Here is a 25,344-nt window from a genome sequence, read left to right on the forward strand (position 1 = left end):
CCATCACCTCCGCAAATTATGATACATAGTCACCGTTATAGCTGATCAATACTGCGTTTCTGACTCCGCCCAGCTCAGAAATTTGATTGACGAAGTTCCCTTCACCTTTGTGCAAACGTACTTCCAGCGTTACCTCGATATTGCCTGGGGATACGGTCTTTTGCTTGACGTTATAGCGTTTTACAGATTTGCTGATTTGGTTATGAACCAATTGCTCGCTTTCGTCGCTGTCACAGTTGATTACTAGCAAATAAGGATTTTCCACGGAAGCATTTTTGATAAATAGGAACAGAATTAATCCGATAACAACAGATCCGATGATCGATAGCGTGAAGAAGCCAGCGCCAGTTACAATCCCTGCAGCAGCAGCCCAGAACAGGAAAATAAGATCTGTCGGATCCTTAATTGGCGTTCTGAACCGAACGATCGACAGGGCACCGACCATACCTAACGACAGAACGAGGTTGGAATTGATGGCGATAATGACCATGGCAGTAATCATGGTCATACCGATTAAAGAGACATTGAAGCTCTTGGAGTAGAGCACACCACTAAAAATTCGTTTATATAGAATGAAGATAAACAATCCTATTACAAAGGCAATAGCAAGCGTGATAAGAATTTTAGAAACACTAATATCAGAAGTGAAGTTTCCTAATACAGACTTTTTAATAATATCGCTGAATGTTGTAGATTCAGTAGTATTCATGTTCATTGATCCTCCCATGAGTTTGTTTTTAAATATTTACAGCAAATTACGTATTTTGAAGTAGATTGCTGAATAAGTCCGTCCATTTGGATTACCGATCTTATATATTCCGGCAAGTATTCATCATACTTGACCTCAAGAATAATCAGGTTATCGTCTATGGCAAGAATCGGCGACAAATCCGGATCAAAAATATCGACGGAATTTAGTCCGGTTCGCAGTTCCTTATCAAAGGTAATTCGGACATTCCCGTTACGGCAAACATAAGGCTCGCGCACGTAGTCGACGATGACCTTGGGACGCAGCATGTTCTGCGTTAACTGCCGATACAACTCCATCATGAACGGCTTGTCTGGCTGATTAAGCACCTCGTAATTCCCGGCAAGAATGGAATTATACATCTCACGTGTCAATGGCTCTTTCATTTTTGCAATATAATTGCCCAATTTGATCTTCTTCTCGAAGTGGATCGTGCAGTCGCTTTTATTGTATATGCGAATCCGGTACTTGTTCCGATCCCGTACGCCGCTTAATTTCTCATATAGAGCCGTATTGTCCATATCGTCGAAATAGAGGCTGCGGATGTGATATTCTCCGCTTTTGCTGGCATGCTCATCTAGCTTGATCAAATTTCTGAGTCTTTGACGAATAATGAAATATTGGTGGCTATTAATTACAAATTTCAGTTCATGGCGGTATTTGAGTTTGGCATTCATTTGTTCTGACACCTCTCTTCCCTTGTTAAGATACAAACATCATCCTAACAAGCAAATCTGATTTTTGACTTAATGTATCCTGAACGTTAACTGAAAGTTGTTTACATTGCGTTGACAAATGTAAGGGAATGGCAAAAAATCTAGAGAGGAGATCTCACAAACTAGAATAGGCAAACAAGGAGGGAAGTAGATGAAGGGATTAATACGTGATAAATGGTTCCTGGCCGCAATATGCCTGCTGCTATTGGCCGGTGCTGTCGGGATTATCTGGCTGGAACATATTCATGCCGTGCAGCCCAAATCATTGGTCACTACCTTTAAGGGGGATCCTGGAACTTCAAGGGCTTTTACCTGGTATACAGAAGATGAGAATCCAACAGCGCTCCTGCAGATCGCTGAAGGTACTGATAGTTCAGCATTGAAGGGGAATGATGTAATCACCTATCAAGCGGAATCGGTAGTCATCGATATTGGTAGTGGACAATCGAATAGTTCTCATAAAGTTGAAGTAAACGGGCTTACACCGGGCCGTTCTTATATTTACAGGGTAGGAAATGGAAGTAAGGGCGGTTGGAGCGAGGCGCATACATTCACTACCGAGGCGGCAAATACTGAGGAATTTACATTCATTAACGTCGCTGATTCACAAGGGGTGACGAGAACGGATTTTGAGCTATGGGGTAAGACATTGGATGCTGCGTTATCCAAATTCCCACAGACCAGCTTCATCGTTCACAACGGGGATTTGACCGAGAGTACAGAGGATGAACAAGCCTGGAATGACTTCTTCGCCGTAGCGGACAAGTTGATGCCATCTATTCCACTGATGCCGGTCACAGGCAATCATGATCAGGTAGACGGTGATGCCGCGCGATACCTTGCTCATTTTAATTTGCCGGATCAAGGTGCGGAAGGTTCCCTGCCGGGTACTGTTTACTCCTATGATTATGGCGAAGCGCATTTCGTAGTGTTGAATACGGAATCCAATATTGACGAACAGACGGAGTGGCTGCGTGAAGATTTGAGGCGCAACGCCAAACGCTGGACGATAGTTGCGATTCATCGGCCGGTGTATGGAGGGAACCGATACAAGAAAATTGAAGCCTGGGCTAAGGTCTTCGACGAATATAACGTCGATCTGGTGCTCCAGGGACACAATCATGAATATTCCCGCTCCTATCCGATCCGGGACGGGAAGATCGTTGGGGAAGGCGAAGGTACTATATACGTGACGACAAATGCATCGGGACAGAAGTTCAATGAGAAGAAGCAAGATCAATTCTATCATGCGGTTCATTTTCAAAATTATAAGCAGATGTATGCCGCCATAACGGTGACGAAAAGCACGCTTACCTATGAGGCTTACGATATAGCGGGTCAGCGATTGGACGATTTCGAGCTTAGGTATAGCAAATAAGAATTGTTGACAATGATAATCATTATCATTAAAATGAATGTATTATTTAAAATTTATCTGACTCGGAGGTATTGCCATTGTTTATAATGACGAGAACGATGCTTATCGAAAAGGGAAACAGCGATAAAGTTATCGAACGTTTCAGCCAACCTGGACCAATGGATGAGATGGAAGGCCTTATCGATATCAGCGTGATGGTGAATAAGAAGAGCAAGGAACAGGAAGAAGTAGTCACGGTTATTCGTTGGGAATCCGAAGAAGCCTGGAAGAATTGGGAGAAGAGTCCGGCACATATTGAAGGCCACCGTCAGAAGAAAGGCCAGCAGCCTCCGTCTTATATCATTAGTACATCTGTGAATTTATATAATGCTGACGTAGTGAAGAAGGGCAAAGCCTTTGCTGCCAATCATTAATAGAGCTGAAAACCGACCTTTTTGAACACGTATTAAAACATGAATAATCAGGAGACAGTGCCGTATCCGAGTGGTTGGGGGGCACTGTTTTTTTGTTGGAAGCGATTGTGAGAACATGTTTCAGTAGTCCAACAGGTTCCAGTAACACATGGTATGATAAAATCAGATTATCTTATATTCAAGCAAGGAGAATATTATGAAATTAGTATCTTGGAATGTAAACGGTCTTAGGGCATGCGTGAATAAGGGATTTTATGATTATTCTAAAGAGGTTGATCCAGATATTTTCTGCGTTCAGGAGACGAAGCTGCAGGAAGGGCAAATTGAACTGGAGCTGGGCGAAGAGTATGAACAGTATTGGAATTATGCCGAGAAGAAGGGATATTCGGGTACTGCTATTTTTACGAGAATCAAGCCGCTTTCGGTATGGTATGGTCTGGAGGAGAATGATGAGCCGGAGGGCCGCATGATCACTCTGGAGTTCGACAATTTCTATCTGGTGAACGTATATACTCCAAATGCCAAGCGCGATTTGACACGTCTGGAATATCGTCTCGAATGGGAGGATCGCTTTCGCAGCTATTTGCTGGAGCTGGATGGGCGGAAGCCTGTGATCGTGTGCGGGGATATGAATGTGGCGCATCAAGAGATTGATTTGAAAAATCCGAAGTCGAATCTCGGCAATTCCGGCTTCACCCTGGAGGAGAGGGGTAAGATGACGGAACTGCTTGGTGCTGGGTTGGTGGACACATTCCGTCATTTCTATCCTGACCGTGAACAGGTCTATAGCTGGTGGTCATATATGCCTAAGGTTCGGGAACGGAATGTTGGATGGAGAATTGATTATTTTCTGACCTCGGCCAGGTTGACTCCATATCTAAAGGATGCTGAGATCGACTGCCATGTGATGGGCAGCGACCATTGTCCGGTGAAGCTGCTTTTGGATATGAACGAAGCGGAGTCTGTTAAATAGAAGGCGAAATAACAAAAATTAAAGCCCGTTCAGACAAAAGGTGATCACCATTTATCTGGACGGGCTTATCATTTATATACTTGTTTGGTTGTTCTCTTGATTCTGCTCCTCCCGAGGTTCCCAGGCGACGACATGCTTGGTTCCACTGATCTTCTCGTAGAAGAGCTGCGGCTTCTTACGTATCACGTAAATGACAACATGGATAAAGAAGGCTACATCGACAGCGAATATAGCTAGAGTGCTGCCAGCTGCGATGAACGGATGCAGATTATTCGTCATGTTCGGAATGATTTGATGCATCGCGAAGATCAGCCAATATAGAATGCCGTAGCGTACGAACAGCGAGAGTAGAGAGATCCGTGGCTTCTCTCCGGTCCGGATCAGCTTGATGCGTACGATCCATTTGCCGAATGTATAGCCACCTGTCAGGTAAGGAAGCAGCATGAAGTAGATGCCCGTGGACAGGAAGAACGACAGAGATAGATGGAATGGCTGGGCGAGAATGGCTTCCAGGATAGACCATATACAAAAGTCGATCATGTAGGCGATACCGCGCCTTAAATAAGTGACGCGTTTGGTCGCCGGGTTCACATCGGCATCCAGACGTTCCACGTTGGGCAGAAGGCTTGAGCACCAGTCGGCAATAAGAACACCGACGATTCCTCCCAGCGTGTTCATCAATAGATCATCCACATCGAATACGCGGTAAGGATGCCGATAGATCCCATACAGGCCAGTCAATTGTGTAAGTTCAAAGAACAGAGATAGCAGGAATGTATACACGATACAGCGCAGCCATCCGAGACGGTAGTAATATCGGAGCATCATACCAAAGGGCACAGTTAGAAAAATATTGAACAGTACTTGAAGGAAAGCACGTTCTTTAAGCAAGTGCAGGTAAGACGACGGGTTGCTGATGACAACTCCGGTCTCCTTCAGAATATCGTGAATGAAGTTCAGTGGCATCCATTGCAGACCACCTGCGGCCATAGGTAGATTATGCCTGGATGCAGGCAATGGCAGGATTACGAGGAAATAGGCATTCATTAAGTACAATAGGAACAAATAAAGAAGGAAGGATCTGAATTTGTTAATATAGCCGTACTTGCGATACTGTACAATCAGGAACGGCATTGTAAATAAAAATGCAACGAATGGAAAAGAGAAAAAGGCATATTTAATTGGAAATAAATAAGATTGTAGCATGTCAGTCACCCTTAGTTGTTTTTGATCAATTTGGTTTGGTTATGATATAGATTTGCAGAGTTGATCACGAATTGCTTAAATAAGTTTGCCGCCGGGGAGAGGAACTTCCCTTCCGCCCAAGCGATTCCGATCTCCCTATGACATTCAGGGTCTGTGATCGATACCCAGACCAATCCGTCCTCATCGATGCCTTCCGTCTTGGGAAGGATTGCGATCCCTAGTCCAGCGCATACCAGACCTGCAATCGTATGTATTTCTTCTCCCTCAAACAAAATTCTGGCGAGATGCCCACTCGGTGTAGCAGTTCATCCATAATGTGACGGAGTCCATATCCTTCTTTATATGATATCAGCATCTCATCCTTCAATTCCTTCAGCGCAACGGATTTTGCCCCGGCGAGCCGATGATGAACCGGTACCGCGAGGAACAGCTCTTCCGTCCATAGCTTCGTCCAATGAATATTTGGTGGTGTCTCCTGCGGGGAGGACATGCAAAGATCGATTTCACCTGAATGGAGCTGATGTAGCAAATTGAGATTGCTGTTCTGATGAAGCTGGAAGCGGACATTTGGATAGCTCTTGCGAAATTGTCCAATCAGATCAGGAATCCAGCGGATCCCTAGCGTATGTAGGAAACCTAGCGATATTTCACCCCGCTCGGGGTCAAGCAGTTGTTCGATTTCTCGCCGCCCTGCCTGATACTCCTCCATCATTCTCTCAACCCGATTAAGGAATAGTTCACCGTATCGATTTAGAACAATCGACCGCCCCCTCCGTTCAAATAGAGGCACATTTAATTCGGATTCAAGTCTGGCAATTGATCTGCTTAGTGCGGGTTGTGTAATATTCATAGCTCGGGCTGCGGAAGTTATGTTCTGCATTCGTGCTACGGTCTGAAAATACTCCAGTTGCTGCCACTCCACAATTCATTCTCCTCTACTTATTACATCGGCTATATAAGAGTGTTACTAATAATGCATTATACTATACTTTTGACCCGTCCTATACTTATATGTGGCCAATAAATAAATATAGATAAGTAGTTGGATTGGAGAGAGAAAAAATGAATACCATCGAATTGGGGAGTTCTGAGCATCGGAGAACTTCTATTAGCATGCTGCTCGGCAGCATTGTTACGTTTGCGGTTCTGTATAGTCCGCAGTCTTTAATCAGTTTATTTTCCAAGCAATATCATATTTCTCCGGCAACCGCGGGAGCCTCGGTATCTCTGGCCACGATCGGGTTGGCGATCGGCCTAATCATAGTCTCCACCATATCTGACCGTGTTGATCGTAAGCTACTCATGAGTCTGTCGCTGCTTACCACCTCGGTATTAGCGATATTGTCTGCATTTACGCATCAATTCACGTTATTCCTTATTATCCGGTTTTTGATTGGATTAAGTGTTGCTGGCTTCCCTTCTATAGCGATGGCTTTTCTTAACGAAGAGTTCCATCCAAAGGCTATAGGACGAGTGATCGGCATTTATGTCGCGGGTACATCGATCGGCGGTTTAGTTGGACGGGTTGTAATCGGGGTATTGACCGATTTATTCAACTGGCAGATCGCTTTGATGATCCTTGGAATGATAAGCCTGCTGTTCAGTCTTGTTTTCTGGTACAAATTACCTTCATCTCGTAATTTTACACCCAGGAGGACAAGCTTACTGCAATGGGAGAGGGGTCTCAAACATAATATCTCGCAGCGCAACTTGTTAAGTCTATTTCTCACGGCATTCCTGCTTATGGGCGTCTATATTATGATCTTGAACTACATCGGTTATCCGCTCACAAGCAAGCCGTATAATCTGAGCCAGACGGTGTTTGGCTTCCTGTTCGTTGTTAATCTGCTGGGGACCTGTAGCTCGGTATGGTTCGGGAAGCTGGCCGACCGTTATTCTAGGCAACATGTTATCGCTCTAGCGATTGGCATTCTACTGATTGGCGTATTGCTTACACTGAGCTCTGTTCTATTTTTGAAAATAGCGGGAGTAGCCATTGTTGCATTCGGCTTCTTTGCCTCACATTCCGTCGCCAGTGGCTGGGTCGGAATCGCGGCAGGGCGTGAGTCTAAGGCTCAAGCATCGTCGCTTTATCTTTTATTTTATTATGGGGGCTCAAGCTTGATCGGTTGGTCTGGGGGATATTCCTCCATCAGTTTGGCTGGAACGGCATGATTGCATATGCCAGTGTGCTGCTTGTTCTTGCAGCTCTCGTCTCTCGGCTCGCTGCCAGCCCTCATCGTGCACGATATGCACATGGGAACAGTATCCGATAAACTTACGCATCTGTCCCTTTCATTAGGGGATCATCCCGCATTTATTAATATATATCAGGGTCAATTCAAGAAGAGGGATGTTATAGATGAATCGACAAGTGATTATAAATGCAGATGATTTTGGCCTTTCTCCGGCAGTAAACCGAGGAATTATCGAAGCCTTCCAGGCGGGCGGGATTACTAGTACCTCCTTAATGGTAAATATGCCAGGTTTCGAGGATGCGGTACAGTTGGCTCATAGCTATCCAGATTTAAGCGTAGGTCTACATTTCAACCTAACTTATGGTCGACCGGTATCCAATCCGGCCAGCATCCCTTCACTTGTGAGGGAAGATGGAGCATTCAATAACGAAGCAATTGCACGGGAGTGGGATTCAAGGGATATATCCAGAGAGCTTACAGCACAGTGGGACCGTTTCGTCCAGACGGGCTTGCGCCCGACGCATCTTGACTCGCATCATCTACTACATCAGCTCCATCCGGAGATTTACAAATTGATGGCGCGTAAAGCACATCATGAGGGCATTCCGTTACGCAGATCTCAGATTTCTCATCTATCCAGCGGTGTTCCGGATCCAAGAATGACGAATTTCATTCTGCTGGACTCCTATGACGGTGTTGAGGGAAGACAGCGTCTTCGGCAGCATTTAGTGTCACTCCGAGAGGGCTTAACGGAGATTGTCTGTCACCCAGGTTATGTAGACGAGGCTTTGATTGAACAATCTCACTGGACTGACATCCGAGAGGGGGAGCTTGCTCTGTTCGCGAATCCGGAGGTGGCCAATACGCTGGCTGCAATCGGGGTATTGCCGGTTAATTACCGGGTGTTGCAGCGTCGCAAGCCTCCCGGTGGCTCACGAGTTCGCAAGCATTCCCTGGTCTCGAAATCAAGCAGGCGAGCTTCTTCTGCTGGCGCGCATCGCCGTTCCCGAGGGAAAGGGCGATTAATGACAAGAAGATCCCATTCCGCTATAAATAAGTAGGGTATATAGCACATAAGGAAAGAAGCATAACCTCCTGGCATCGGGAGGTTATTTTTTATTGAGATCGGAGTATGTGAGAAAAGTGTAGGGAAGGGAACAATGCCTCAGTAAGGATTTTTCTTTATAATAAAAAGTAAGAAGAACGAAGGGACATTCAGGGGCAGGATGTTCGAGTCAGGAAGAGGTGGAGTAATATGACAATCAATCGGCAGCGAATTGTAGAGCATATGCATGCACAGATTCATATGAATGAGCATATTATCGGCGTGGCTGCGGGAGCGGGAATCTCTGCAAAATATGCGGTGAAAGGCGGGGCTGATCTAATCCTGGCGTTGAACTCGGGGCGCTTTAGACAGATGGGGCTAGGTTCTATCGCTGGACTGATGCCGTTTGCCAACTCCAATGAGATGGTGTTGGAATTTGGTTCGCGAGAGATTTTGTCTGTTGTTAGAGACAAGCCCGTAGTATTCGGCTTATGTGCAAGCGATCCAACCATCGACCTGTCTTCATATATTGAGACGATTCACAGCAGCGGCTTTGCTGGGATTATCAATTACCCCACCCTTGGCTTGATCGACGGACAATTTCGTGAGGCTCTGGAGGAAGAAGGAATAAATTATTTGCAGGAAGTTGAGGCGATTCGCGTCGCCCATGAGCAGGATATGTTCACGATGGCCTTCGTATTTAATGCTGAACAAGCGGCGTTCATGCTTGATGCCGGAGCGGATGTGATCTGCGCTCATCTGGGGGTGACTGCTGGAGGCTTAATGGGAACGAAGAAGGTCCTGTCCCTGGAGACCAGCGCGGAGCTCGCCAGACAAATATTCGCTGTATGTGATGCCTCGGGACGAAGCCCAATCAAACTCATTTATGGAGGACCAGTGCATACCCCCATTGATGTGCAGTATATGTATGATAATACATCGGCGATGGGTTATGTCGGGGGTTCAAGCTTTGAGCGGATTCCGACAGAGGAAGCTATTGTAGATACGACGTATCGCTTCAAGGTGACGGGGGAATTGAAACAGGACCAGCGGTTAATGAGTAAGCTGACACTTTTTGATGAACCTTATGACTATGTTGCCATTGTCAAAGAGCATATTGCCCAAAATTATATGAACAACATTTCGCTAACTGATCTTGCGGATCAGATTCATGTATCGCGGACGCATCTTAGCGCGCTTTTTAATAAAGAGGTAGGGTGTACCTTTCCGGAATATCTGGCCAAGTATCGTATCCATAAAGCTCAGGATGTAATGAGGCATACAAAGCTGTCCCTAACGAGTATCGCCGAACTGGTTGGGTACCCGGATTATGTTCATTTTAGCAAGACCTTTAAGAAATATACCGGCATGACTCCGCAATCCTTCCGCAAACAAGCATCAGACAAATATACATGAACATCATACAAGCGTACGATTACTTTCTTTTGAAAGCGCTGTATTATTGAGCCATAGAGGTTCAAGGCGATCGCCTGCAGGTTAATTTCGCTGGAACCTGAATCGAGTTATTGAAGGAGGGCATACGGTGAAGACGATAGCTATTGCGGGGACATTTGATTCCAAAGGCAAAGAGTTTTTGTATGTGAAATCGGTGATCGAGGGTCTAGGGTTGAAGGCCTATACGATTCACTGTGGCGTGTTTGCACCGTTATTTACCCCGGATGTCTCTAATAGAGACGTGGCTGAAGCAGCGGGCATGAACATCGATGAAATTGCCGGGAAGAAGGATCGGTCTATCGGTACGGAGGCGCTAGCTAAGGGAATGGAGCAGTTGATCCCGAAGCTGTACGCAGAAGGTAAATTTGACGGTATTCTATCCTTCGGCGGAACCGGTGGGACATCGATTGTAACGGCGGGCATGAGAGCATTGCCGATCGGTGTGCCGAAGCTGATGGTATCAACTGTTGCATCCGGCAATACGGCCCCTTACGTGGGGACGAGCGATATTATGATGTTCCCGTCCATCGTGGATGTAGCAGGACTAAATTCCTTCTCTACAAAAATATTTACGAATGCCGTGCATGCGATCGCAGGCATGGTCCAGTTCGAATCGGCTCCACCGCAGGATAAGAAACCGCTGATTGCAGCGACGATGTTGGTGTCACGACGCCATGTGTGGATTATGCGCGTGAGTATTTAGAGGAACAAGGCTATGAAGTGCTTGTCTTTCATGCTACCGGAACGGGCGGACAAACGATGGAGAGCCTGATTGAGGGCGGATTTATCGACGGAGTTCTGGATCTTACAACGACCGAATGGTGCGATGAACTGGTCGGCGGGGTGTTAGCGGCAGGCCCGCACCGGTTGGAGGCGGCGGGGCGCTGTAAGGTACCGCAGGTCGTGTCAACCGGAGCGCTCGATATGGTGAATTTCGGACCGTATGATACGGTACCGGAACAGTTCAAGGGTCGCAACCTGTATAAGCACAATCCATCGGTTACCTTGATGCGAACGACGGTGGAGGAGAGTCGTCAGCTGGGTGAGATTATTGCCGATAAGCTGAATATGAGCGAAGGACCAACCGCACTGATGATTCCGCTCAAAGGGGTCTCGATGCTAGATACCGAGGGTGGTCCGTTCAGTGGAGTAGCCGAGGACGAAATGCTGTTCAATATGCTGCGGCAGCGGATTGATCGGGGAAGGTTGAATTCATTGAATTAGACGCGAATATCAACGATCAGGTATTTGCGGTAGCCGCTGCTAAGAAGCTAGTGGAACTGATGGAACAGGGCTCATGAAGCAATTCATATAACCGAGGAGGAAATACAGATGAAGACAAGAGCAGAGGTATTGGCGAAATTAAAAGCAGAGGTAGCCACAGGCAATGTGCTGTTGGGTGCTGGTGCAGGAACCGGGATTTCCGCAAAAAGTGCGGAAGCAGGCGGTGTTGATCTGATTATCATATATAATTCAGGCCGCTACCGGATGGCAGGACGTGGATCATTGGCTGGCTTGATGGCTTATGGCGATGCGAACCAGATCGTTGTAGACATGGGCAATGAAGTACTTCCGGTCGTGAAGGATACACCGGCTCTGGCCGGGGTATGCGGCACCGATCCATTCCGGATTATGGACATCTTCCTGAAGCAATTGAAGGATCAAGGCTTCGCTGGAGTGCAGAACTTCCCAACGGTAGGTCTGATCGACGGCGTGTTCCGCGCCAACCTGGAAGAGACGGGTATGGGGTATGATCTGGAAGTGGAAATGATCCGTAAAGCGCATGAGTTGGATTTGCTAACGACTCCATACGTATTCGATCCAGAACAGGCCAAGCAGATGGCTGAAGCTGGAGCAGATGTTCTGGTTGCTCATATGGGACTGACGACGAAGGGAACGATCGGTGCCAAGACAGCCTTAACATTGGATGATTGTGTAGAAAAAATTCAGGCGATCTGTGATGCAGGTAAGGCGGTGAATCCAGATATTATGGTGCTGTGTCACGGCGGTCCTATTGCTGAGCCAGGGGATGCGGAATATGTACTGGCTCGAACGAAGAATGTAGAAGGTTTCTTCGGGGCATCCAGTATCGAGCGATTCGCTACTGAAGTCGGCATCAAGCAGCAGACTGAAGCATTCAAAGGAATTTTGAAATAAGAAAAAGCGCATAAAGCTATGGATATTGCCGCATCCTACAGTTGGACTCTATAGCAGCTGAAGGGGGTGCAGGATAGCATGAGTAAGAAGTCTCAAGGCCTGAGCAAGTATGAAGTGCAGACGACTCCGCTGAACAAGATGCCAGTTCCCGACAAGCAAAGGGAGGAGTTCGCCAAAGAAATGGTGGAGGATGCAAAGGCGGCATTCGGGCAGAAGCAGTCGGAGCAAGAAAAGTGATATGGTATCGTGAAAATAGGGTGTCCTTATCGGTTAAGAACCGAAGGGACACCCTTATTATCGTGATAAATTTCCTAAGATTAACAGTAGATGGAAGTGTCTTTATATCAGTATAAGACTTGAAATCATATTATCTTTTGATATAATAGATTGGCAAGACCTCCTGAATCTCATGATTGAGATGATGATATCCGAGTTTTGTTCTATGGCCCCATATAATATTAATTTATCCCCACTATTGGCGTACTACTTTGATGTACGTTATGTCTGTTAGTACTCTACCAACCATTTCAGAGCTTTCGACATTCTATCACGAGTTAGATCGATAATTGGCTATCTGTGCATATACAGGTACATGTTTGATATCACAATGTTGTTAAGAAATTGTTCAGTTTCAATTGCTATAATACTCTATATAGAGATCAAGAAGTGCTCCTCAAGTCATAAAATATCGTAAATTATCCCCTTAAGCCCATTGATAATGACCATATACCATTTTTTCGTGAAAAAGTTTGAAAATCAACAAAAAATATGAAAATGAATGAAAATAATAGTAATGCTTTGAAACTTTTCGTTATATTACTTTTTGATTTTTTGTCGATTTTCAATGATTGAAGGGACCTAATGATCCTATCCGCTTTTTTAATTTATAGATTCTAAGGAGGAGTAGGAGAGATGAATAATAAATGCATATCGGTTGTAATCCCTGCTTACAATGAGGAGGAGGTTATCCGGCAGTGCTACGATGCATTATCAGACGTCATGATCGACACAATTTATGAATATGAGCTTATCTTTGTAAATGACGGGAGTAAGGACCGTACGCTGTTGATCCTTGATGAACTGGCTAGGCTGGATGAACATGTTCGGATCGTTAATTTTGCAAGGAATTTTGGTCATCAGGCAGCGGTTACGGCAGGAATCAACACTTCGATAGGAGATTGCGTCGTTATTATCGATGCCGATTTACAAGACCCTCCCTCGGTGATTCATCAGATGATCGAGAAATGGGAAGAAGGTTATGAAGTTGTATACGGCAAGCGCCGTAAGCGCAAGGGTGAGACAATTTTCAAGCTCGCTTCGGCGTCGCTGTTCTACCGCTTCCTTCAGCGGATGTCGGATACCGAAATTCCTCGTGATACAGGGGATTTTCGCTTGATCGACCGCAAGGTTGTGCATGTGTTCAACCGGATGACAGAGAAGAATAAATTTATTCGCGGCATCATCAGCTGGATCGGATTCAACCAGACCTTTGTCGAGTATGACAGGAATGAGCGCTTTGCAGGCACTACGAAATATCCGCTGCGGAAGATGCTCGCCTTTGCTTCTGATGGAATTTTCTCATTCTCTTCCAAACCGTTGAAGTTGATCACTCGAATGGGGACGCTGACGGTTCTGCTGGCCTTTATTGTACTCGTGTATTCCTTATGTGCGAAGCTGTTCGATCTTCCTACAGTAATGCCGGGTTGGACGTCGATCATGACGGCCATTACATTATTCAGCGGCGTTCAGATGCTGTCGCTTGGAGTGATGGGCGAATATATTGCCCGAATCTACGATGAGAGCAAGAACAGACCTCAATATATCGTAAGAGAGACCGTACACTATCCTCAGGAAGAGATACGGTTAAATGAGACATATCAGTATTATTCCCCGTCGGAGATGATCTCTAAATAACGATCAGGAAAGTTGTGGTGCAAGGCCTTGAATAGGAAACACAAGTTGAAGAAATTTGGGACAGTTATGATCAGTGCTGTTGTGCTACTGGGTTTGCTTGCTGCTTGCGGTAATATGCCGCTTCTGTCCCGGCAGGAAGTCAAGCCCGTAGAGCACAAGCAGCCGGACCGTCCGCCGATTGATGCGGCCTATAAGGAGAGAATCAAATTGTACCGTGAGCGTACCGAGCGCTTCGTATTAAGTAAGTTATATGGTCCTGACGGGGTATATACGAACTACTTGGATAGCAGTGAGACGGATACAGCCGCCAGCGGACATGAGGTGCTCAGCGAATCCGCTGGTTTAATGATGCGCTACTATGTGTTGATGAACCGCCAGGAGGATTTCCAAGCGGAGTGGGAGCGAGCCAAGCGTGTATTTGAGCTTCCTTCCGGCTTTAGCTATAGGTACAGTCCTAAACGGGACGAGAAATATACGCTTAATGCCGCGGTCGATGATCTCCGAATCATTAGGGCCTTGTATGAGGCTGGGACCGGCTTGCACCGGAATATACCAAACTCGCTGACACTTACGGAGAGCTGTTCTACCGCTTTAATATTAAAGGGGACAAACTGTACGATTTTTACGATGAGAAATATAAGGTCAATAACCATTTTGTAACGTTATGCTATATCGATCTGAAGACGCTGCAACGACTACCTGTTTCTGCTAAACAGAAGGCGGCACTGACTCAAAATATGCAGACAATACTGCAGGACGGATATTTGTCGGATGCATTTCCTTTCTACGAGACAAGATATGAATATGATACGGACTCTATCACTCGGAAGGGATTAACACCGTTGAATCGCTGCTGACAATCCTGTCATTGAGCGAGGCTGGCCTACAGCGTCCCGAGAGTATTGCTTATTTGAAAGAGAAGGTGGGGAGCGGGGAATTGTACGGTCAATATGACAAACAAGGCAAGCCGCTGAATCAGATTCAGTCCACTGCGATTTATGCCATTTCGGCCATGATCGGCTCTGTGCTGGGGGACGAAGAATTATACAGAGACAGTATTACACAAATGGAGAAATATCAGGTACAGGATAAGACAAGCCCACTCTATGGCGGCTTCGGGGATCCGGGTACGAAGCAGGCCTATTCATTTGATAACTTAATGGCATTGCTCGCTTATGCTCACCAGAGCCGGGTGTTTGCGGATGTGAAGGCAGGTGAATAAATTGATGAAGGCTCCTTGGTTACAAAAGCTTGGCTACAGGATGACAGTTCTTAGTCGATATGTTTCTCCGTCCCTGCTGGCAACGTCACTGGTGCTGATCATTACGGTCTTTGTGCTGTTCGTGCCGCCGTATATCGGTATGGCCGACAATGGGGACTACTTCCGGATTTTGTACAGTAATGGGCTGTATTTTAATAACCCGGACTATGATAGTTTATATTTCGGTTATTTTAACAAGGAATTCGGGATCTTTCAGTACTTCAATGAAAATGGGGCTATGTATACCTCTTCTCAATCCCTTCTTATTCGTGTATCGATCTGGATCAATCAATGGTTTAATCAGCAGGTGTTTGATATTCGGGTCCAGGCGGTATTACTAACGGTCATGTATGCAGGAGCCGTCTATTTGTTCGTTGAGGCGTTAACTTGGAAAATGAAACGAAAGTACGGATACATAGTAGCCGTCTTGGCTGTATTTTTATTTGCGGATACCGCATATACGGCTTTCTTTAACTCGTTCTTTGGTGAAAGCTTAGTCTGGATTATGCTGATATACTTATTCGCCTCAGGACTGCTTATGTTTCGTAACCGGTACTCTGATTATGCGATGATGGCTGTTTTTTTTGTCAGTGGCCTCCTACTTACAACAAGCAAGCAGCAAAATGCCCCTGTCGGTATGATTATTGCGGTGATGGGAATCATTATGATCTTTGTACGTAAGCAGCGAAGTTTCCGGGCGATGATGGCTTCTTCGCTTGCGATACTGATGATTGCGGGCATTGCTACATATGTGCTGATCCCGAAAGAGTTCGTTAATGTCAACCAATACCATGCCATGACCCGTGGTGTGCTGATGCAGTCTGAAGACCCAGAGGCCACCTTGGAATCTTTTGGGATCAATAGGCAATATGCTATTCTTCGTGGAGCTATTCATTACGAGCCATATACGACCGTGGATGTGAACTCCCAGATTTTAGAGGATAGCTTCTATAGTCACTATGGGTTTGTCTCGATTCTTGGCTACTATTTAAAGCATCCTGATCAAGCAGGGAAAATGATGAATCTGGCTGCAAAAAGTGCATTCACGATCCGCCCGCCAGCGATGGGCAATTATGAGAAGTCTGTAGGGAAGCCCTTTGGCGCACATACCAAGTTCTTTTCTGGTTATAGCTCACTGAAAAAAGCACTTGCTCCAAAAACCTTTGGGTTTATCGTCATTTGGATGCTAATCATTATCGGGTTGTATACACAGAATTTCATTGCCGCGATTAAGGCGAAGCATATGCGGAGCATGATACGGCTGCCTCTAATTCTCATGATGATATTTATGGGGCTGTCAGGAATCTTCGTGTCAATTATCGGCGCAGGAGACGCGGATTTGTCGAAGCATGAGTTTTTATTTACTGCAGCTTTTGATCTGGTGACTTTTACTGTAATAGCTGATGCGATATGTCGGAACCTCTGGCAGAATAAGCCGATGGCTGATGACGAAACGTCATGATTAGCCAAGATAAGAGAGCAGCATCACACAGAGAGGAGGGACGATTCATTGAGGTGGAAACATCAAATGCATATCGGGCTGCTAGTACTGCTCATTACGGGGTTAATCTATCCGGCATCGGTTCAAGCGGCTAACTCTTCATCTTTTGATTCGGTTCTTGTTGTGTATGACAGCTTAGGGAAAGGCACGGAGGAAGAAGGCAATATAGAGGCTTTAAAGCGGCTTCTAGCTTCATTTCGAGTTCAAGTTACGGTCGAGTCGATTAACTCCTATACCTCAGGATCGCTTAGTAACTACTCTAAACTAATCGAAGTACACAACCGTTCTGATCTTGCCGAGGAGGGTAGTGAGTATTTAACGGATTTGCAAGTCTATCGAGGAGATATGCTCTACATAGGAGGGATGCCGAGGGACAGGCTGGTTCAGTCGCTAGGGCTTCAGGTTCAAGCTTTGGAGAAGGTGGCGGATTTCTCAATCGGACCGTTCGTTGAGAAATCGATTCGTCTCAAGTCCGTGTTTGATTCGAAGCAACCTGGCGTTCAGCGGTACGGAGCTTTGAAGCTCCAGGAGTCCAGCTATCCTTACGGGATACGGAAGGGTCCGGATGCTTATGTACCTTTTATGGAAAAAGATACGCTCAGTGAAATTGCATTGTCTTACGTGCTTAAGGATTGGCTGCGGCAGGAACAAGAAAGCCATTATTATCTAGTGTTCAAGGAAATCTATCCATTTTCGGACTTGCGGCTGCTAGAACGAATGTCGGATGAACTGTATGAAGCAGGAATCCCGTTTATGGTAAGTGTTCATCCGGTATTTAGCAATACGGATTACCCTGCCATGAAACGTTATATCAATACTTTAAAATATGTTCAATCCCGCAACGGTACGGTTCTGGTAGAATCTCCGTTCGTCGCTACGGTTCGGGATGAGGGCCGTGACTTATTCCATCAGATGGAGCATTTCATCGATGTGTTAGCCGAAGAGGGCGTCGTACCACTTGGAATGGGAACCGGGATGTTCTGGACTTATGATAATTATTTTGCAACGGAAGGAATGACCTTTTTTGACTCTGTCGTTCTGTTCCCAGACACACGTTCGATCTATAAGTCAGAACGAAACCATTCCGAAGCATTCACATCTTCGCTCTATAGCGTTGATCGGCGTATTTGCAGCGTTACTGGACCGATGACCGTCCGATAGATCCGCTTCCTATGGACACAGCATTCACTTATAACTTTGTACAGAATGAAGCGGAGATGAACAGCTTACTTGATAGTCTTCGGAACAGTTGGATCACCTTTGAAGACTACAAGAAGGGAGCCCACCAGGTCACAACCGAGCTCAATAAGCTAAGCTCAGAACGCGGTTCGCTTGTTCTTAACGGAGTTAGTTTAGGGATTCAGGCGAGCCATGTGGAGACCAACTCTCAATATGAATATCAACAGCAAGAGAAGAAGAGCTTTGAAACCTGGTTTACAGTTCAAAATAAATTTTTTATTATCGTTATTTTCATTACTTTGTTTGTATTTTCCGGGTTCCTGATTATTGGATATCGTATGTATAAACGGAAATATTACAAGTAAGGAGGCAGTCATGACTGCTGCAGACATCTTAATGCTGATCGCCGTGATCAGTATATGGTCGCTACTTCTCGTCAATGTCGTGCTGATTATTGCCGGGTACCTGTATTACATAGCTAATGAGAAGCGAGAGGTGCCACCCCTTCCGGAAGAACCTCCTTTTGTCACGTTGATGGTTCCTGCTCATAACGAAGGCAAGGTCATTACTCAGACGGTGGAGGCGCTGCTTGCGCTGGATTATCCGCAGGATTGTTATGAGATTATCGTCATTAACGACAACTCAAGCGACAATAGCAGCGAGCTACTGGCGAATCTTCAGGCTAAGTATAAGGGACGCAATTTGATCGTGATTAACACGGATAACATTACCGGAGGTAAAGGGAAATCCAATGCTCTGAACATTGGCTTTAAGCAGAGCAGAGGAGAATATATCGCTATTTATGATGCCGATAATACCCGGAGAAGGCGGCTCTGCGCTATCTTGTTGCGGAGATTACTCACGATCCGTCCTTGGGAGCGGTGATTGGCAAATTCCGTACCCGTAATCGCAATGCGAGCCTCTTAACACGGTTTATCAATATAGAGACGCTGTCCTTCCAATGGATGGCTCAAGCTGGAAGGTGGAAGCTCTTCAAGCTGTGCACCATCCCAGGGACGAATTTTATTATGCGTCGGGAAATCATTGAGCAAATCGGAGGCTGGGATGTCAAGGCGATCGCAGAGGATACAGAAATCAGCTTCCGCATTTATATGATGGGCTATCGCATCAAGTTCCAGCCCAAGTCGGTAACCTGGGAGCAGGAGCCACAGACGTTGAAGGTATGGTTCAAGCAGCGGACAAGATGGGCAAAAGGAAATATTTATGTCATTGTTAAAAATTTGCCGCTGCTGTTCGATAGGTCAGCCAAACGAATTCACTTTGATCTTCTATATTTCTTATCAATCTATTTCTTGTTGCTAACCTCGCTCATCCTGTCAGACGCGCTGCTCATTTTATACGCGCTTGGGCTTGTCCATACGACGATAGCCGGGCTTAGCTCGTTCTTGTGGCTGCTGGCGATCATATTATTTGTAACCAGCACCTTCATCACGATTATTACAGAAAAGGGAGAAATGAGATTATCTAATCTGTGGATCATTATGCTGATGTACATAACTTACTGTCAGCTATGGATGGTTGTAGCCGCCAATGGTTTATATAACTACTTCAAGGATCTTATTTTTAAAAGAGAAGTTAAATGGTACAAAACCGAACGTTATTAAGACAAGGAGGAGAATCGTGAACTTAAAATCAATAATCTCCGGTATTCTATGTTCTTTGCTATTCGTCATTTCTTGCGGTCAGGTATATGCCGAGCCTGCTCCAGGCGGTAGCCAGTTTACCTACGAAGCACCTATAACTTCGTCCAACCTCTCTTTATCCGGTGTTACTTCAGCACGTAATATGTATATCCAGCTTGAAGAGTACTGGAATGTCAGTGCCTTAACACTTAATTTGGATTATCAGGCAACTCAACTGACAAGAAGAGAAGAGTCCAGTGTAACTCTAAAGATAAACGGCACTAAATTCTATTCTTTCCGTCCCGTTGTGGACGAGCAGAAGAGGCAGACCTTGACCGTATCGGTCCCTAAGGATTTGCTGGTTCCAGGCGGCAATACGCTCTCGATCGAGGGTTATATTCTAACCAATTTGCCGGAAGGCATGTGTTTAACTACCGAGAAACGGGACAATTGGCTTGAGCTGTACAATTCCTCATATGCCTCGATCACGTATGCAAAGAATAATATTGGAGGAAGTATCCGTAACTTTAATCAGCAGTTTGTGGGTCTGGACTCGTTAAAAGAGAAACTGAGTGCGCTTGGCGTTCCTAGTAATAGTGAACCTGCAGAACTTGAAGCAGCGGTATATGCCCTTTCGGGCTTCTCCAAGAGCAATCACTCTAGTGAGGATACCGTTCCGATGCTACCCCTCGATGATTCTACCTTTGATGGGCGGAAGACCGCTGTTATCGTTTCCCTATATAACAACCTGCCTAGCAAATGGAAGCAGGCTCTTGGGCCCGTTAGCGTCAGCGACAAAGCGCTGATTCGCGTGGTGAATACAGGCGGGCAGACTGCACTGATAGTCACATCAGAGGATCCACTCATGCTTATAAAAGCAGGTCGCTTGATTGGTAATCAGACGCTGATCGGCCAATTGGATGGACCGGAGAAATGGGTGGATGCGAATACGAATGTGGATACGCCGGTAATCAATGTGAGCCGGGATGTAACGCTGACGGAGACCGGGGATAAGCTGACTGGGATGATGCACCAAGAGAAGAGTTACTTCGTGTCACTTCCGGCAAACCGATTTATTGCCGAATCGAGTAAAATTAGCCTTGATTTTCGATATGCAGACAATCTTGATTTCGACCGCTCGCTTGTCACTGTCTTGATCAACGATACACCGATTGGTAGCAAGAAGCTGACGAAGGAAATGTCCAATCAGGATGAGCTTACGTTGACGATTCCGAAGAACCTAGAGGTTTCAGGTAATTTCTCTGTCACGGTAGCTTTTGACCTGGAACTGATTAGCGCAGGCTGTATTGAGCTTCAGGATCAAATGCCTTGGGCTTACATTACCAAGGATTCTATACTTCAGCTGAACACCAAGGATCGTATGGACTTAATGTTCAATAATTATCCTAATCCGTTCCTGAGAGATGCAAGCTTTAACAAGATCGGCGTTCTGCTGCCTGAGAAGATGGATTCTTACAGTTATCTTACGCTCGGCAATCTGTTCCACTTGCTTGGTAAGTATGCAGAAGCCAATACGGGTGAGGTTACTTTCTATAAGAACGAGAAGCTTCCAGCAGAATCCGAGCTAAAACAACATAATCTTATATCCATCGGTTCTTATAAAAACAACGCCTGGCTGCAAAAGAATAACGACAAGCTATTCTTTCGATACGGACCGGATGGAGCAGGAATTGTGTCCAACGAGAAAATGAGTATCGACGAAGACTATGGTAAGCGGATTGGAACGCTGCAATTGATGGAATCTCCTTATGCGCCAGGTTATGGCTGGCTGGCGGTAACAGGAGCAAGTTCCAAGTACGAATACTTGGCATCTGAGCTATTGGCTACAGATAGTGGCAAATGGAAGATTTATGGGGATGGCGTGGTTACGGATGTAGATGGAAATATCAAGCCCTTCCGCTTCAAGAAACAAGCTGAACAGGTAGATGGTGGACTTGCCGCTCAGATTACCGAGCGAGGAGATATCATGGGCTTCATTGCTGCTGCGGGACTTACCTTCTTACTGGTGGCCGTATCGCTCGTTCTTCTGATTCGTAAGTACAGAAAGAGAGCGAGGGAGAATAATGAGACGTTATCAGAGTAGTTTATTGTCGGATGCGGCTTTTCTGTTGTTGTTTATAGTCTGCTTCATCCATATCATGTTCACGGCAGGGGATCCGGATCGATATTTGATTAACATGGTTCTGTTGAACGTCTCGTTCCTGATTGCCGTCTTGACTTACTTCACCAACATTACCGTCGGGCTTATTCTTAACGTCGTGTTCATCTTCGGATACGGTACCTATACGATTTATCAGACGCTTATTGTCGGGGAGCCACTTCAGAGCTATCATTACTATTGGCTAGTGATGACGCCTGTTCTGACGGTAGTAATCGCACTGCTGACGTATGCCAATCGTCGTCTTCAGCAGGAGAAGGAGCAACTTCAGAATAGGAACGCTTCATTAGCAACTTTGGATGAACGCACGAATTTGAAGAATACTCGTTCCTTTCAAAGTGACGCCACTATTTTCATGGCGCTGTCCAAACGTTATCAGATCCCACTGACTCTGGTCGTTATGACGGTTAAGCATTGGGATGAGCTAAGCCGGATGGTTAGCGAGGGCCAGATTACCGAGATGGTCTATGATATATCGAGGATGAGCGAGACGAGTATTCGCATGAATGACTCTCTGTACATGTTGAATGCAGATCATCCTACCTGGGGACTGATGCTGTTCACGGATGAGGACGGTGCCAAGGTCGTAGTGCAACGTCTCAAAGAGAAGGTAGAATCGTTCAACAATATCGAGTTCTCTAGCAAGTATAAGCTTGATATGAAGCTGACGATTGGAGCGATTCAGTACTCTGAAGAAGTCGAGACTCCGCTTGATTTTATTGCGAAGGCGCGGCAGAAGATGGAGTATGACGTATAGAAGTAATGGATGGAAGGTGAGGGAGGTCCCTATGAAGTCTAATACGATACGTGATTCACTACGTTCTTTTATCATCTTTGGCCTTGTAGGGATCGTGAATACCGGCGTAGACGTTGGCGTGTTTGCGCTGTTAACCTGGTGGCAGCTACCTTGGCTTATAGCACAGGTCTTCGCATATGGATGCGGGGTAATGAACAGCTTCCTGATGAATCGGAAGTGGACATTCAAGCAGCAAGGTGCGCTTACCAAGGGGCTGTTGCGCTTTGTTTTGTTGAATCTGGTGACGCTTGGGGTTACTTCCGCTTGTATGCTGCTCATGCATGAGCAGCTTGGCGTCTCGCTATGGATAAGCAAGGGAGCGGCTACTCTTCTCGGAGTAGTTCTGAACTTTGTAGGTAGCCGCTGGTGGGTGTTCCGCGCAGAACCGCATCCTCTAGAGGAAGCGGAGAGACGGGGGTATACCAAGGGAGAGATTTGAACCATTAGTACCGATAAGCAAGGGCTGCCCCTTTGCAGACTGGATCTGCAAAGGGGCAGCCCTTATTTTGTGGATTGCAAGTGAATTACCGGCATCACTCATGAACTATCGCAACTTACGGCCTTAATCTTGTAAGATGAAGTATACGACGAAATCTTGGGAGGAGATGAGTAATGATGAGGAACACTTTGTCGACTCGATCAGCTGGTAGTATTCCCTGGCAGCTGTTGACGACTGCTTACGGAAGAGGCACGGATATACCCAGTCTCATAGAGACTGGACAGTATGAGGAATTGGCAAATCTGATCGAGCATCAGAGCACATTGTGGCAGACAACACCTTGGGTATTACTTGTACTTCTGGATCAGCTTACAGAGAAGAAGCCGGAGCAGGTTACATCTCAGGAAATCGATCTTTATTTAGCTGTCGCTTCTGCTATTTTGGTCGATCATATGGATCCGCTAAATACGGTTGAGACGATGGAGGGACTACTGGTCGAGGAATATTTATGGCCGGAGAATGAAGAGGATGATGAAGTACTATGGGAAGAAGAGGAACCGCCAGGCTATGAGGAGCAGCCTTTCTTCAGTTATTATTATTTCAGTTATTTGCTACTAAAGGAGGCGACTCCTGTCTTCGTTGAGATCATGGACAGCAACGATCAACTGGCCCCTGCTATTCGAGAGCTTCTGCTTTCTCTAGACCCGGAGGGTGTCAGTGAATAGAATTACCATTCGCATGTCACATTTATTTTAACGGACATCATGGACGCTTATTTACTTAAAACAGCTGGTTTCAAATTTTAACGGTCATGACCGGTTCAACCCCCTAAGTTTGGACACTTTCCACATCATGCTTAGGAAATCACATCATAATGCAATATTCTTTGGGTTAATCAGGCCTGTGGTCACTAAACGCAAATATTCCTTGGGCGACCAATCGTAAAGACTACCGTGGATGCGTTCTGTATTGTAGTAACGAATAAACCGGTCGACCTCTACAAAAGCCTCTTCGTAGGTTTCAAAGCAATTCCGCTGGTAACATTCTTGCTCTACAATACTGTGGTAAGACTCAATAAAAGCATTCTTGTTTGGCGTTTGGTTGGGGATCCTTTCGTGCTCTACGCCTACTTGCTCACAAAAGGCATGGAACGCTTTGCTAATGAATTGCGGCCCATTATCCGTTCGAATCACTAGCTTGTGCTCTTGTTCATGGATTCTACGCTTAAACAGCGCTTTCTGGACTGTACGTAAAATGTCTCCTGTGCTACAAACCTTTCCGCGGTGATGAGCGACAATGCTCCGGTCAAACACGTCAATGATACTGGCCAGGTAAAAATGTCGGCGCTTGCCGGCTACGTAACCATACTTAATGTCCATTTGCCACAGCTGGTTTGGTCCATTCACAATACGGTTATTAGCAAGTTTTCTGGGTACGGGATTCCTCAACTCTCGTTGTGGATGGAGAATCCCCATTTCTTTACATAGGCGGTAGGTCTTCTTTTTGTTAATAATTAGCCTGTATTTTCGCCGTAACAACGTCGTTAGTTTCCGGTAGCCGAAGGCGGCGTTAGGGCCTTGAATCAAACGTCTGAGGCTCTCCTTAATGCGAGCATCTCCTACTTTCTTTCCATCTTTGTCATAGGAGAAGCCTGGTATAGGTCGACCGCTGCTAATAGGCTGCTGGCGCTCAGGATGCTTTAACCGATAGTAATAACTTGAACGCGGAACTCTACATAGAAGGAGAACCTTTTGAACAGGATACCCTTGCTGAATCCAGTGGATAGCTACTTCCAATCGGGATACTTTTTTTTTACCAAGTCCCGCAGAATGCTGTTCTCAAGCTCTTTTTCTCCTAGTAGTTTCATAGCACCGTCGTATTTCTTCTGCAGTTCCTTGTAATTAGCTGCATCCTGTTTCATTTTTTCCGCATCGTTTTGCTTCTTTGTCATAAGATCACCCACCTCATCCTGATACTGGCGAACCCATTGGCTTAACGTTCTAGGAGACATTCCATACTTCCGGGCTACCATCTCCGTTCGATACCCGGAAAGCACCTCTACCACAAGCTCCTTCTTCGTCTCATTGGGGCACCTAAATCGTCTTTTCATGGACTAACTCCTCACTTATTTTAGTGTATCTGA

The 25,344-nt window shown here is 45.8% G+C and carries 23 protein-coding genes and 3 pseudogenes; 20 read left to right on the forward strand and 6 right to left on the reverse strand.

The features are described from left to right. Nucleotides 1-16 precede the first annotated feature (16 nt). Nucleotides 17-709, reverse strand: a complete 693-nt coding sequence (locus tag RE628_RS03885) for a DUF4956 domain-containing protein (RefSeq protein WP_375143039.1) — start codon at nucleotides 707-709, stop codon at nucleotides 17-19. Nucleotides 710-711: 2 nt separating this feature from the next. Further along, a complete protein-coding gene (locus RE628_RS03890; RefSeq protein ID WP_309157502.1) occupies nucleotides 712-1,425 on the reverse strand; it encodes a polyphosphate polymerase domain-containing protein in 714 nt (237 codons plus the stop codon). Nucleotides 1,426-1,615: 190 nt separating this feature from the next. Between RE628_RS03890 and RE628_RS03895 the strand changes: the two genes are divergently transcribed. The 3 genes from RE628_RS03895 (at nucleotide 1,616) to RE628_RS03905 (ending at nucleotide 4,228) form a co-directional block, all read left to right on the forward strand. Further along, nucleotides 1,616-2,842 (forward strand): purple acid phosphatase family protein, encoded by a 1,227-nt coding sequence (locus RE628_RS03895; protein WP_309157503.1) that lies wholly within the window; start codon nucleotides 1,616-1,618, stop codon nucleotides 2,840-2,842. A 77-nt stretch (nucleotides 2,843-2,919) separates the two neighbouring features. Next, complete coding sequence (locus RE628_RS03900; protein ID WP_309157504.1) at nucleotides 2,920-3,255, forward strand: antibiotic biosynthesis monooxygenase; 336 nt, start codon at nucleotides 2,920-2,922, stop codon at nucleotides 3,253-3,255. A gap of 196 nt (nucleotides 3,256-3,451) precedes the next feature. Further along, entirely contained in the window at nucleotides 3,452-4,228 is a 777-nt protein-coding gene (locus RE628_RS03905) for an exodeoxyribonuclease III (protein ID WP_309157505.1), read from the forward strand. A gap of 72 nt (nucleotides 4,229-4,300) precedes the next feature. Here the strand turns inward: RE628_RS03905 and RE628_RS03910 are convergent, their stop codons facing one another. Continuing rightward, nucleotides 4,301-5,434 (reverse strand): VanZ family protein, encoded by a 1,134-nt coding sequence (locus RE628_RS03910; RefSeq protein ID WP_309157506.1) that lies wholly within the window; start codon nucleotides 5,432-5,434, stop codon nucleotides 4,301-4,303. 11 nt (nucleotides 5,435-5,445) lie between these two features. Further along, nucleotides 5,446-6,356: pseudogene (locus RE628_RS03915) on the reverse strand (LysR family transcriptional regulator). A gap of 140 nt (nucleotides 6,357-6,496) precedes the next feature. Here RE628_RS03915 and RE628_RS03920 point away from each other — a divergent pair. The 17 genes and pseudogenes from RE628_RS03920 (at nucleotide 6,497) to RE628_RS04000 (ending at nucleotide 23,926) form a co-directional block, all read left to right on the forward strand. Then, nucleotides 6,497-7,609, forward strand: a complete 1,113-nt coding sequence (locus RE628_RS03920) for an MFS transporter (protein WP_309157507.1) — start codon at nucleotides 6,497-6,499, stop codon at nucleotides 7,607-7,609. Nucleotides 7,610-7,796: 187 nt separating this feature from the next. Next, complete coding sequence (locus RE628_RS03925; RefSeq protein ID WP_309157508.1) at nucleotides 7,797-8,693, forward strand: carbohydrate deacetylase; 897 nt, start codon at nucleotides 7,797-7,799, stop codon at nucleotides 8,691-8,693. A gap of 194 nt (nucleotides 8,694-8,887) precedes the next feature. Beyond that, the gene (locus RE628_RS03930) at nucleotides 8,888-10,093 is read left to right on the forward strand and encodes a phosphoenolpyruvate hydrolase family protein (RefSeq protein ID WP_309157510.1); all 1,206 of its coding nucleotides are present in this window, start codon (nucleotides 8,888-8,890) and stop codon (nucleotides 10,091-10,093) included. A 127-nt stretch (nucleotides 10,094-10,220) separates the two neighbouring features. Further along, nucleotides 10,221-11,433 (forward strand): annotated as a pseudogene (locus tag RE628_RS03935) (Tm-1-like ATP-binding domain-containing protein). Nucleotides 11,434-11,464: 31 nt separating this feature from the next. After that, on the forward strand, nucleotides 11,465-12,289 hold the full coding sequence (locus RE628_RS03940) for a phosphoenolpyruvate hydrolase family protein (protein WP_309157513.1): 825 nt from the start codon (nucleotides 11,465-11,467) through the stop codon (nucleotides 12,287-12,289). Nucleotides 12,290-12,367: 78 nt separating this feature from the next. After that, complete coding sequence (locus RE628_RS03945; RefSeq protein WP_309157514.1) at nucleotides 12,368-12,526, forward strand: hypothetical protein; 159 nt, start codon at nucleotides 12,368-12,370, stop codon at nucleotides 12,524-12,526. Nucleotides 12,527-13,201: 675 nt separating this feature from the next. Next, nucleotides 13,202-14,203, forward strand: coding sequence for a glycosyltransferase family 2 protein (locus RE628_RS03950; protein WP_309157515.1), 1,002 nt, complete (start codon nucleotides 13,202-13,204; stop codon nucleotides 14,201-14,203). 45 nt (nucleotides 14,204-14,248) lie between these two features. Then, on the forward strand, nucleotides 14,249-14,863 hold the full coding sequence (locus tag RE628_RS03955) for a hypothetical protein (RefSeq protein WP_309157516.1): 615 nt from the start codon (nucleotides 14,249-14,251) through the stop codon (nucleotides 14,861-14,863). 208 nt (nucleotides 14,864-15,071) lie between these two features. Beyond that, a complete protein-coding gene (locus RE628_RS03960) occupies nucleotides 15,072-15,425 on the forward strand; it encodes a hypothetical protein (RefSeq protein ID WP_309157517.1) in 354 nt (117 codons plus the stop codon). 4 nt (nucleotides 15,426-15,429) lie between these two features. Continuing rightward, nucleotides 15,430-16,926 carry a glycan biosynthesis hexose transferase WsfD gene (locus RE628_RS03965; RefSeq protein WP_309157518.1) on the forward strand — a complete coding sequence of 499 codons (1,497 nt, stop codon included), beginning with the start codon at nucleotides 15,430-15,432 and terminating at the stop codon, nucleotides 16,924-16,926. Nucleotides 16,927-16,974: 48 nt separating this feature from the next. Beyond that, the gene (locus RE628_RS03970) at nucleotides 16,975-18,126 is read left to right on the forward strand and encodes a DUF2334 domain-containing protein (protein ID WP_309157519.1); all 1,152 of its coding nucleotides are present in this window, start codon (nucleotides 16,975-16,977) and stop codon (nucleotides 18,124-18,126) included. An 11-nt stretch (nucleotides 18,127-18,137) separates the two neighbouring features. Then, nucleotides 18,138-18,509: a hypothetical protein gene (locus RE628_RS03975; RefSeq protein ID WP_309157520.1), complete on the forward strand. Its 372-nt coding sequence runs from the start codon at nucleotides 18,138-18,140 to the stop codon at nucleotides 18,507-18,509. A 10-nt stretch (nucleotides 18,510-18,519) separates the two neighbouring features. Beyond that, a pseudogene (locus tag RE628_RS03980) lies at nucleotides 18,520-19,769 on the forward strand (glycosyltransferase). 16 nt (nucleotides 19,770-19,785) lie between these two features. Then, nucleotides 19,786-21,891, forward strand: a complete 2,106-nt coding sequence (locus RE628_RS03985) for a cellulose biosynthesis cyclic di-GMP-binding regulatory protein BcsB (RefSeq protein WP_309157521.1) — start codon at nucleotides 19,786-19,788, stop codon at nucleotides 21,889-21,891. After that, entirely contained in the window at nucleotides 21,872-22,723 is an 852-nt protein-coding gene (locus RE628_RS03990; protein WP_309157522.1) for a GGDEF domain-containing protein, read from the forward strand. The genes RE628_RS03985 and RE628_RS03990 overlap by 20 nt, the downstream gene beginning before the upstream one ends. Nucleotides 22,724-22,754: 31 nt before the next feature. Next, the gene (locus tag RE628_RS03995; protein ID WP_309157523.1) at nucleotides 22,755-23,201 is read left to right on the forward strand and encodes a GtrA family protein; all 447 of its coding nucleotides are present in this window, start codon (nucleotides 22,755-22,757) and stop codon (nucleotides 23,199-23,201) included. 173 nt (nucleotides 23,202-23,374) lie between these two features. After that, on the forward strand, nucleotides 23,375-23,926 hold the full coding sequence (locus RE628_RS04000; protein ID WP_309157524.1) for a hypothetical protein: 552 nt from the start codon (nucleotides 23,375-23,377) through the stop codon (nucleotides 23,924-23,926). 144 nt (nucleotides 23,927-24,070) lie between these two features. On the opposite strand, the gene RE628_RS04005 is transcribed toward RE628_RS04000, so the two are convergent. Continuing rightward, complete coding sequence (locus RE628_RS04005; protein ID WP_309154442.1) at nucleotides 24,071-24,997, reverse strand: IS3 family transposase; 927 nt, start codon at nucleotides 24,995-24,997, stop codon at nucleotides 24,071-24,073. After that, nucleotides 24,988-25,311: a transposase gene (locus tag RE628_RS04010; RefSeq protein ID WP_309157525.1), complete on the reverse strand. Its 324-nt coding sequence runs from the start codon at nucleotides 25,309-25,311 to the stop codon at nucleotides 24,988-24,990. Before RE628_RS04010 ends, RE628_RS04005 begins: the two co-directional genes overlap by 10 nt. Nucleotides 25,312-25,344 lie beyond the last annotated feature (33 nt).

It is taken from the genome of Paenibacillus sp. D2_2 (genome assembly GCF_031199965.1).
Classification (GTDB): Bacteria; Bacillota; Bacilli; order Paenibacillales; family Paenibacillaceae; genus Fontibacillus.

Bases quoted from the DNA above. Each gene is read 5' to 3' on its own strand.
- RE628_RS03885 (WP_375143039.1), bottom strand. From the start codon at position 709: ATGAATACTACTGAATCTACAACATTCAGCGATATTATTAAAAAGTCT.
- RE628_RS03890 (WP_309157502.1), bottom strand. From the start codon at position 1,425: ATGAATGCCAAACTCAAATACCGCCATGAACTGAAATTTGTAATTAAT.
- RE628_RS03895 (WP_309157503.1), top strand. From the start codon at position 1,616: ATGAAGGGATTAATACGTGATAAATGGTTCCTGGCCGCAATATGCCTG.
- RE628_RS03905 (WP_309157505.1), top strand. From the start codon at position 3,452: ATGAAATTAGTATCTTGGAATGTAAACGGTCTTAGGGCATGCGTGAAT.
- RE628_RS03910 (WP_309157506.1), bottom strand. From the start codon at position 5,434: ATGCTACAATCTTATTTATTTCCAATTAAATATGCCTTTTTCTCTTTT.
- RE628_RS03920 (WP_309157507.1), top strand. From the start codon at position 6,497: ATGAATACCATCGAATTGGGGAGTTCTGAGCATCGGAGAACTTCTATT.
- RE628_RS03925 (WP_309157508.1), top strand. From the start codon at position 7,797: ATGAATCGACAAGTGATTATAAATGCAGATGATTTTGGCCTTTCTCCG.
- RE628_RS03930 (WP_309157510.1), top strand. From the start codon at position 8,888: ATGACAATCAATCGGCAGCGAATTGTAGAGCATATGCATGCACAGATT.
- RE628_RS03940 (WP_309157513.1), top strand. From the start codon at position 11,465: ATGAAGACAAGAGCAGAGGTATTGGCGAAATTAAAAGCAGAGGTAGCC.
- RE628_RS03945 (WP_309157514.1), top strand. From the start codon at position 12,368: ATGAGTAAGAAGTCTCAAGGCCTGAGCAAGTATGAAGTGCAGACGACT.
- RE628_RS03950 (WP_309157515.1), top strand. From the start codon at position 13,202: ATGAATAATAAATGCATATCGGTTGTAATCCCTGCTTACAATGAGGAG.
- RE628_RS03965 (WP_309157518.1), top strand. From the start codon at position 15,430: ATGAAGGCTCCTTGGTTACAAAAGCTTGGCTACAGGATGACAGTTCTT.
- RE628_RS03975 (WP_309157520.1), top strand. From the start codon at position 18,138: ATGGACACAGCATTCACTTATAACTTTGTACAGAATGAAGCGGAGATG.
- RE628_RS03990 (WP_309157522.1), top strand. From the start codon at position 21,872: ATGAGACGTTATCAGAGTAGTTTATTGTCGGATGCGGCTTTTCTGTTG.
- RE628_RS03995 (WP_309157523.1), top strand. From the start codon at position 22,755: ATGAAGTCTAATACGATACGTGATTCACTACGTTCTTTTATCATCTTT.
- RE628_RS04000 (WP_309157524.1), top strand. From the start codon at position 23,375: ATGATGAGGAACACTTTGTCGACTCGATCAGCTGGTAGTATTCCCTGG.
- RE628_RS04010 (WP_309157525.1), bottom strand. From the start codon at position 25,311: ATGAAAAGACGATTTAGGTGCCCCAATGAGACGAAGAAGGAGCTTGTG.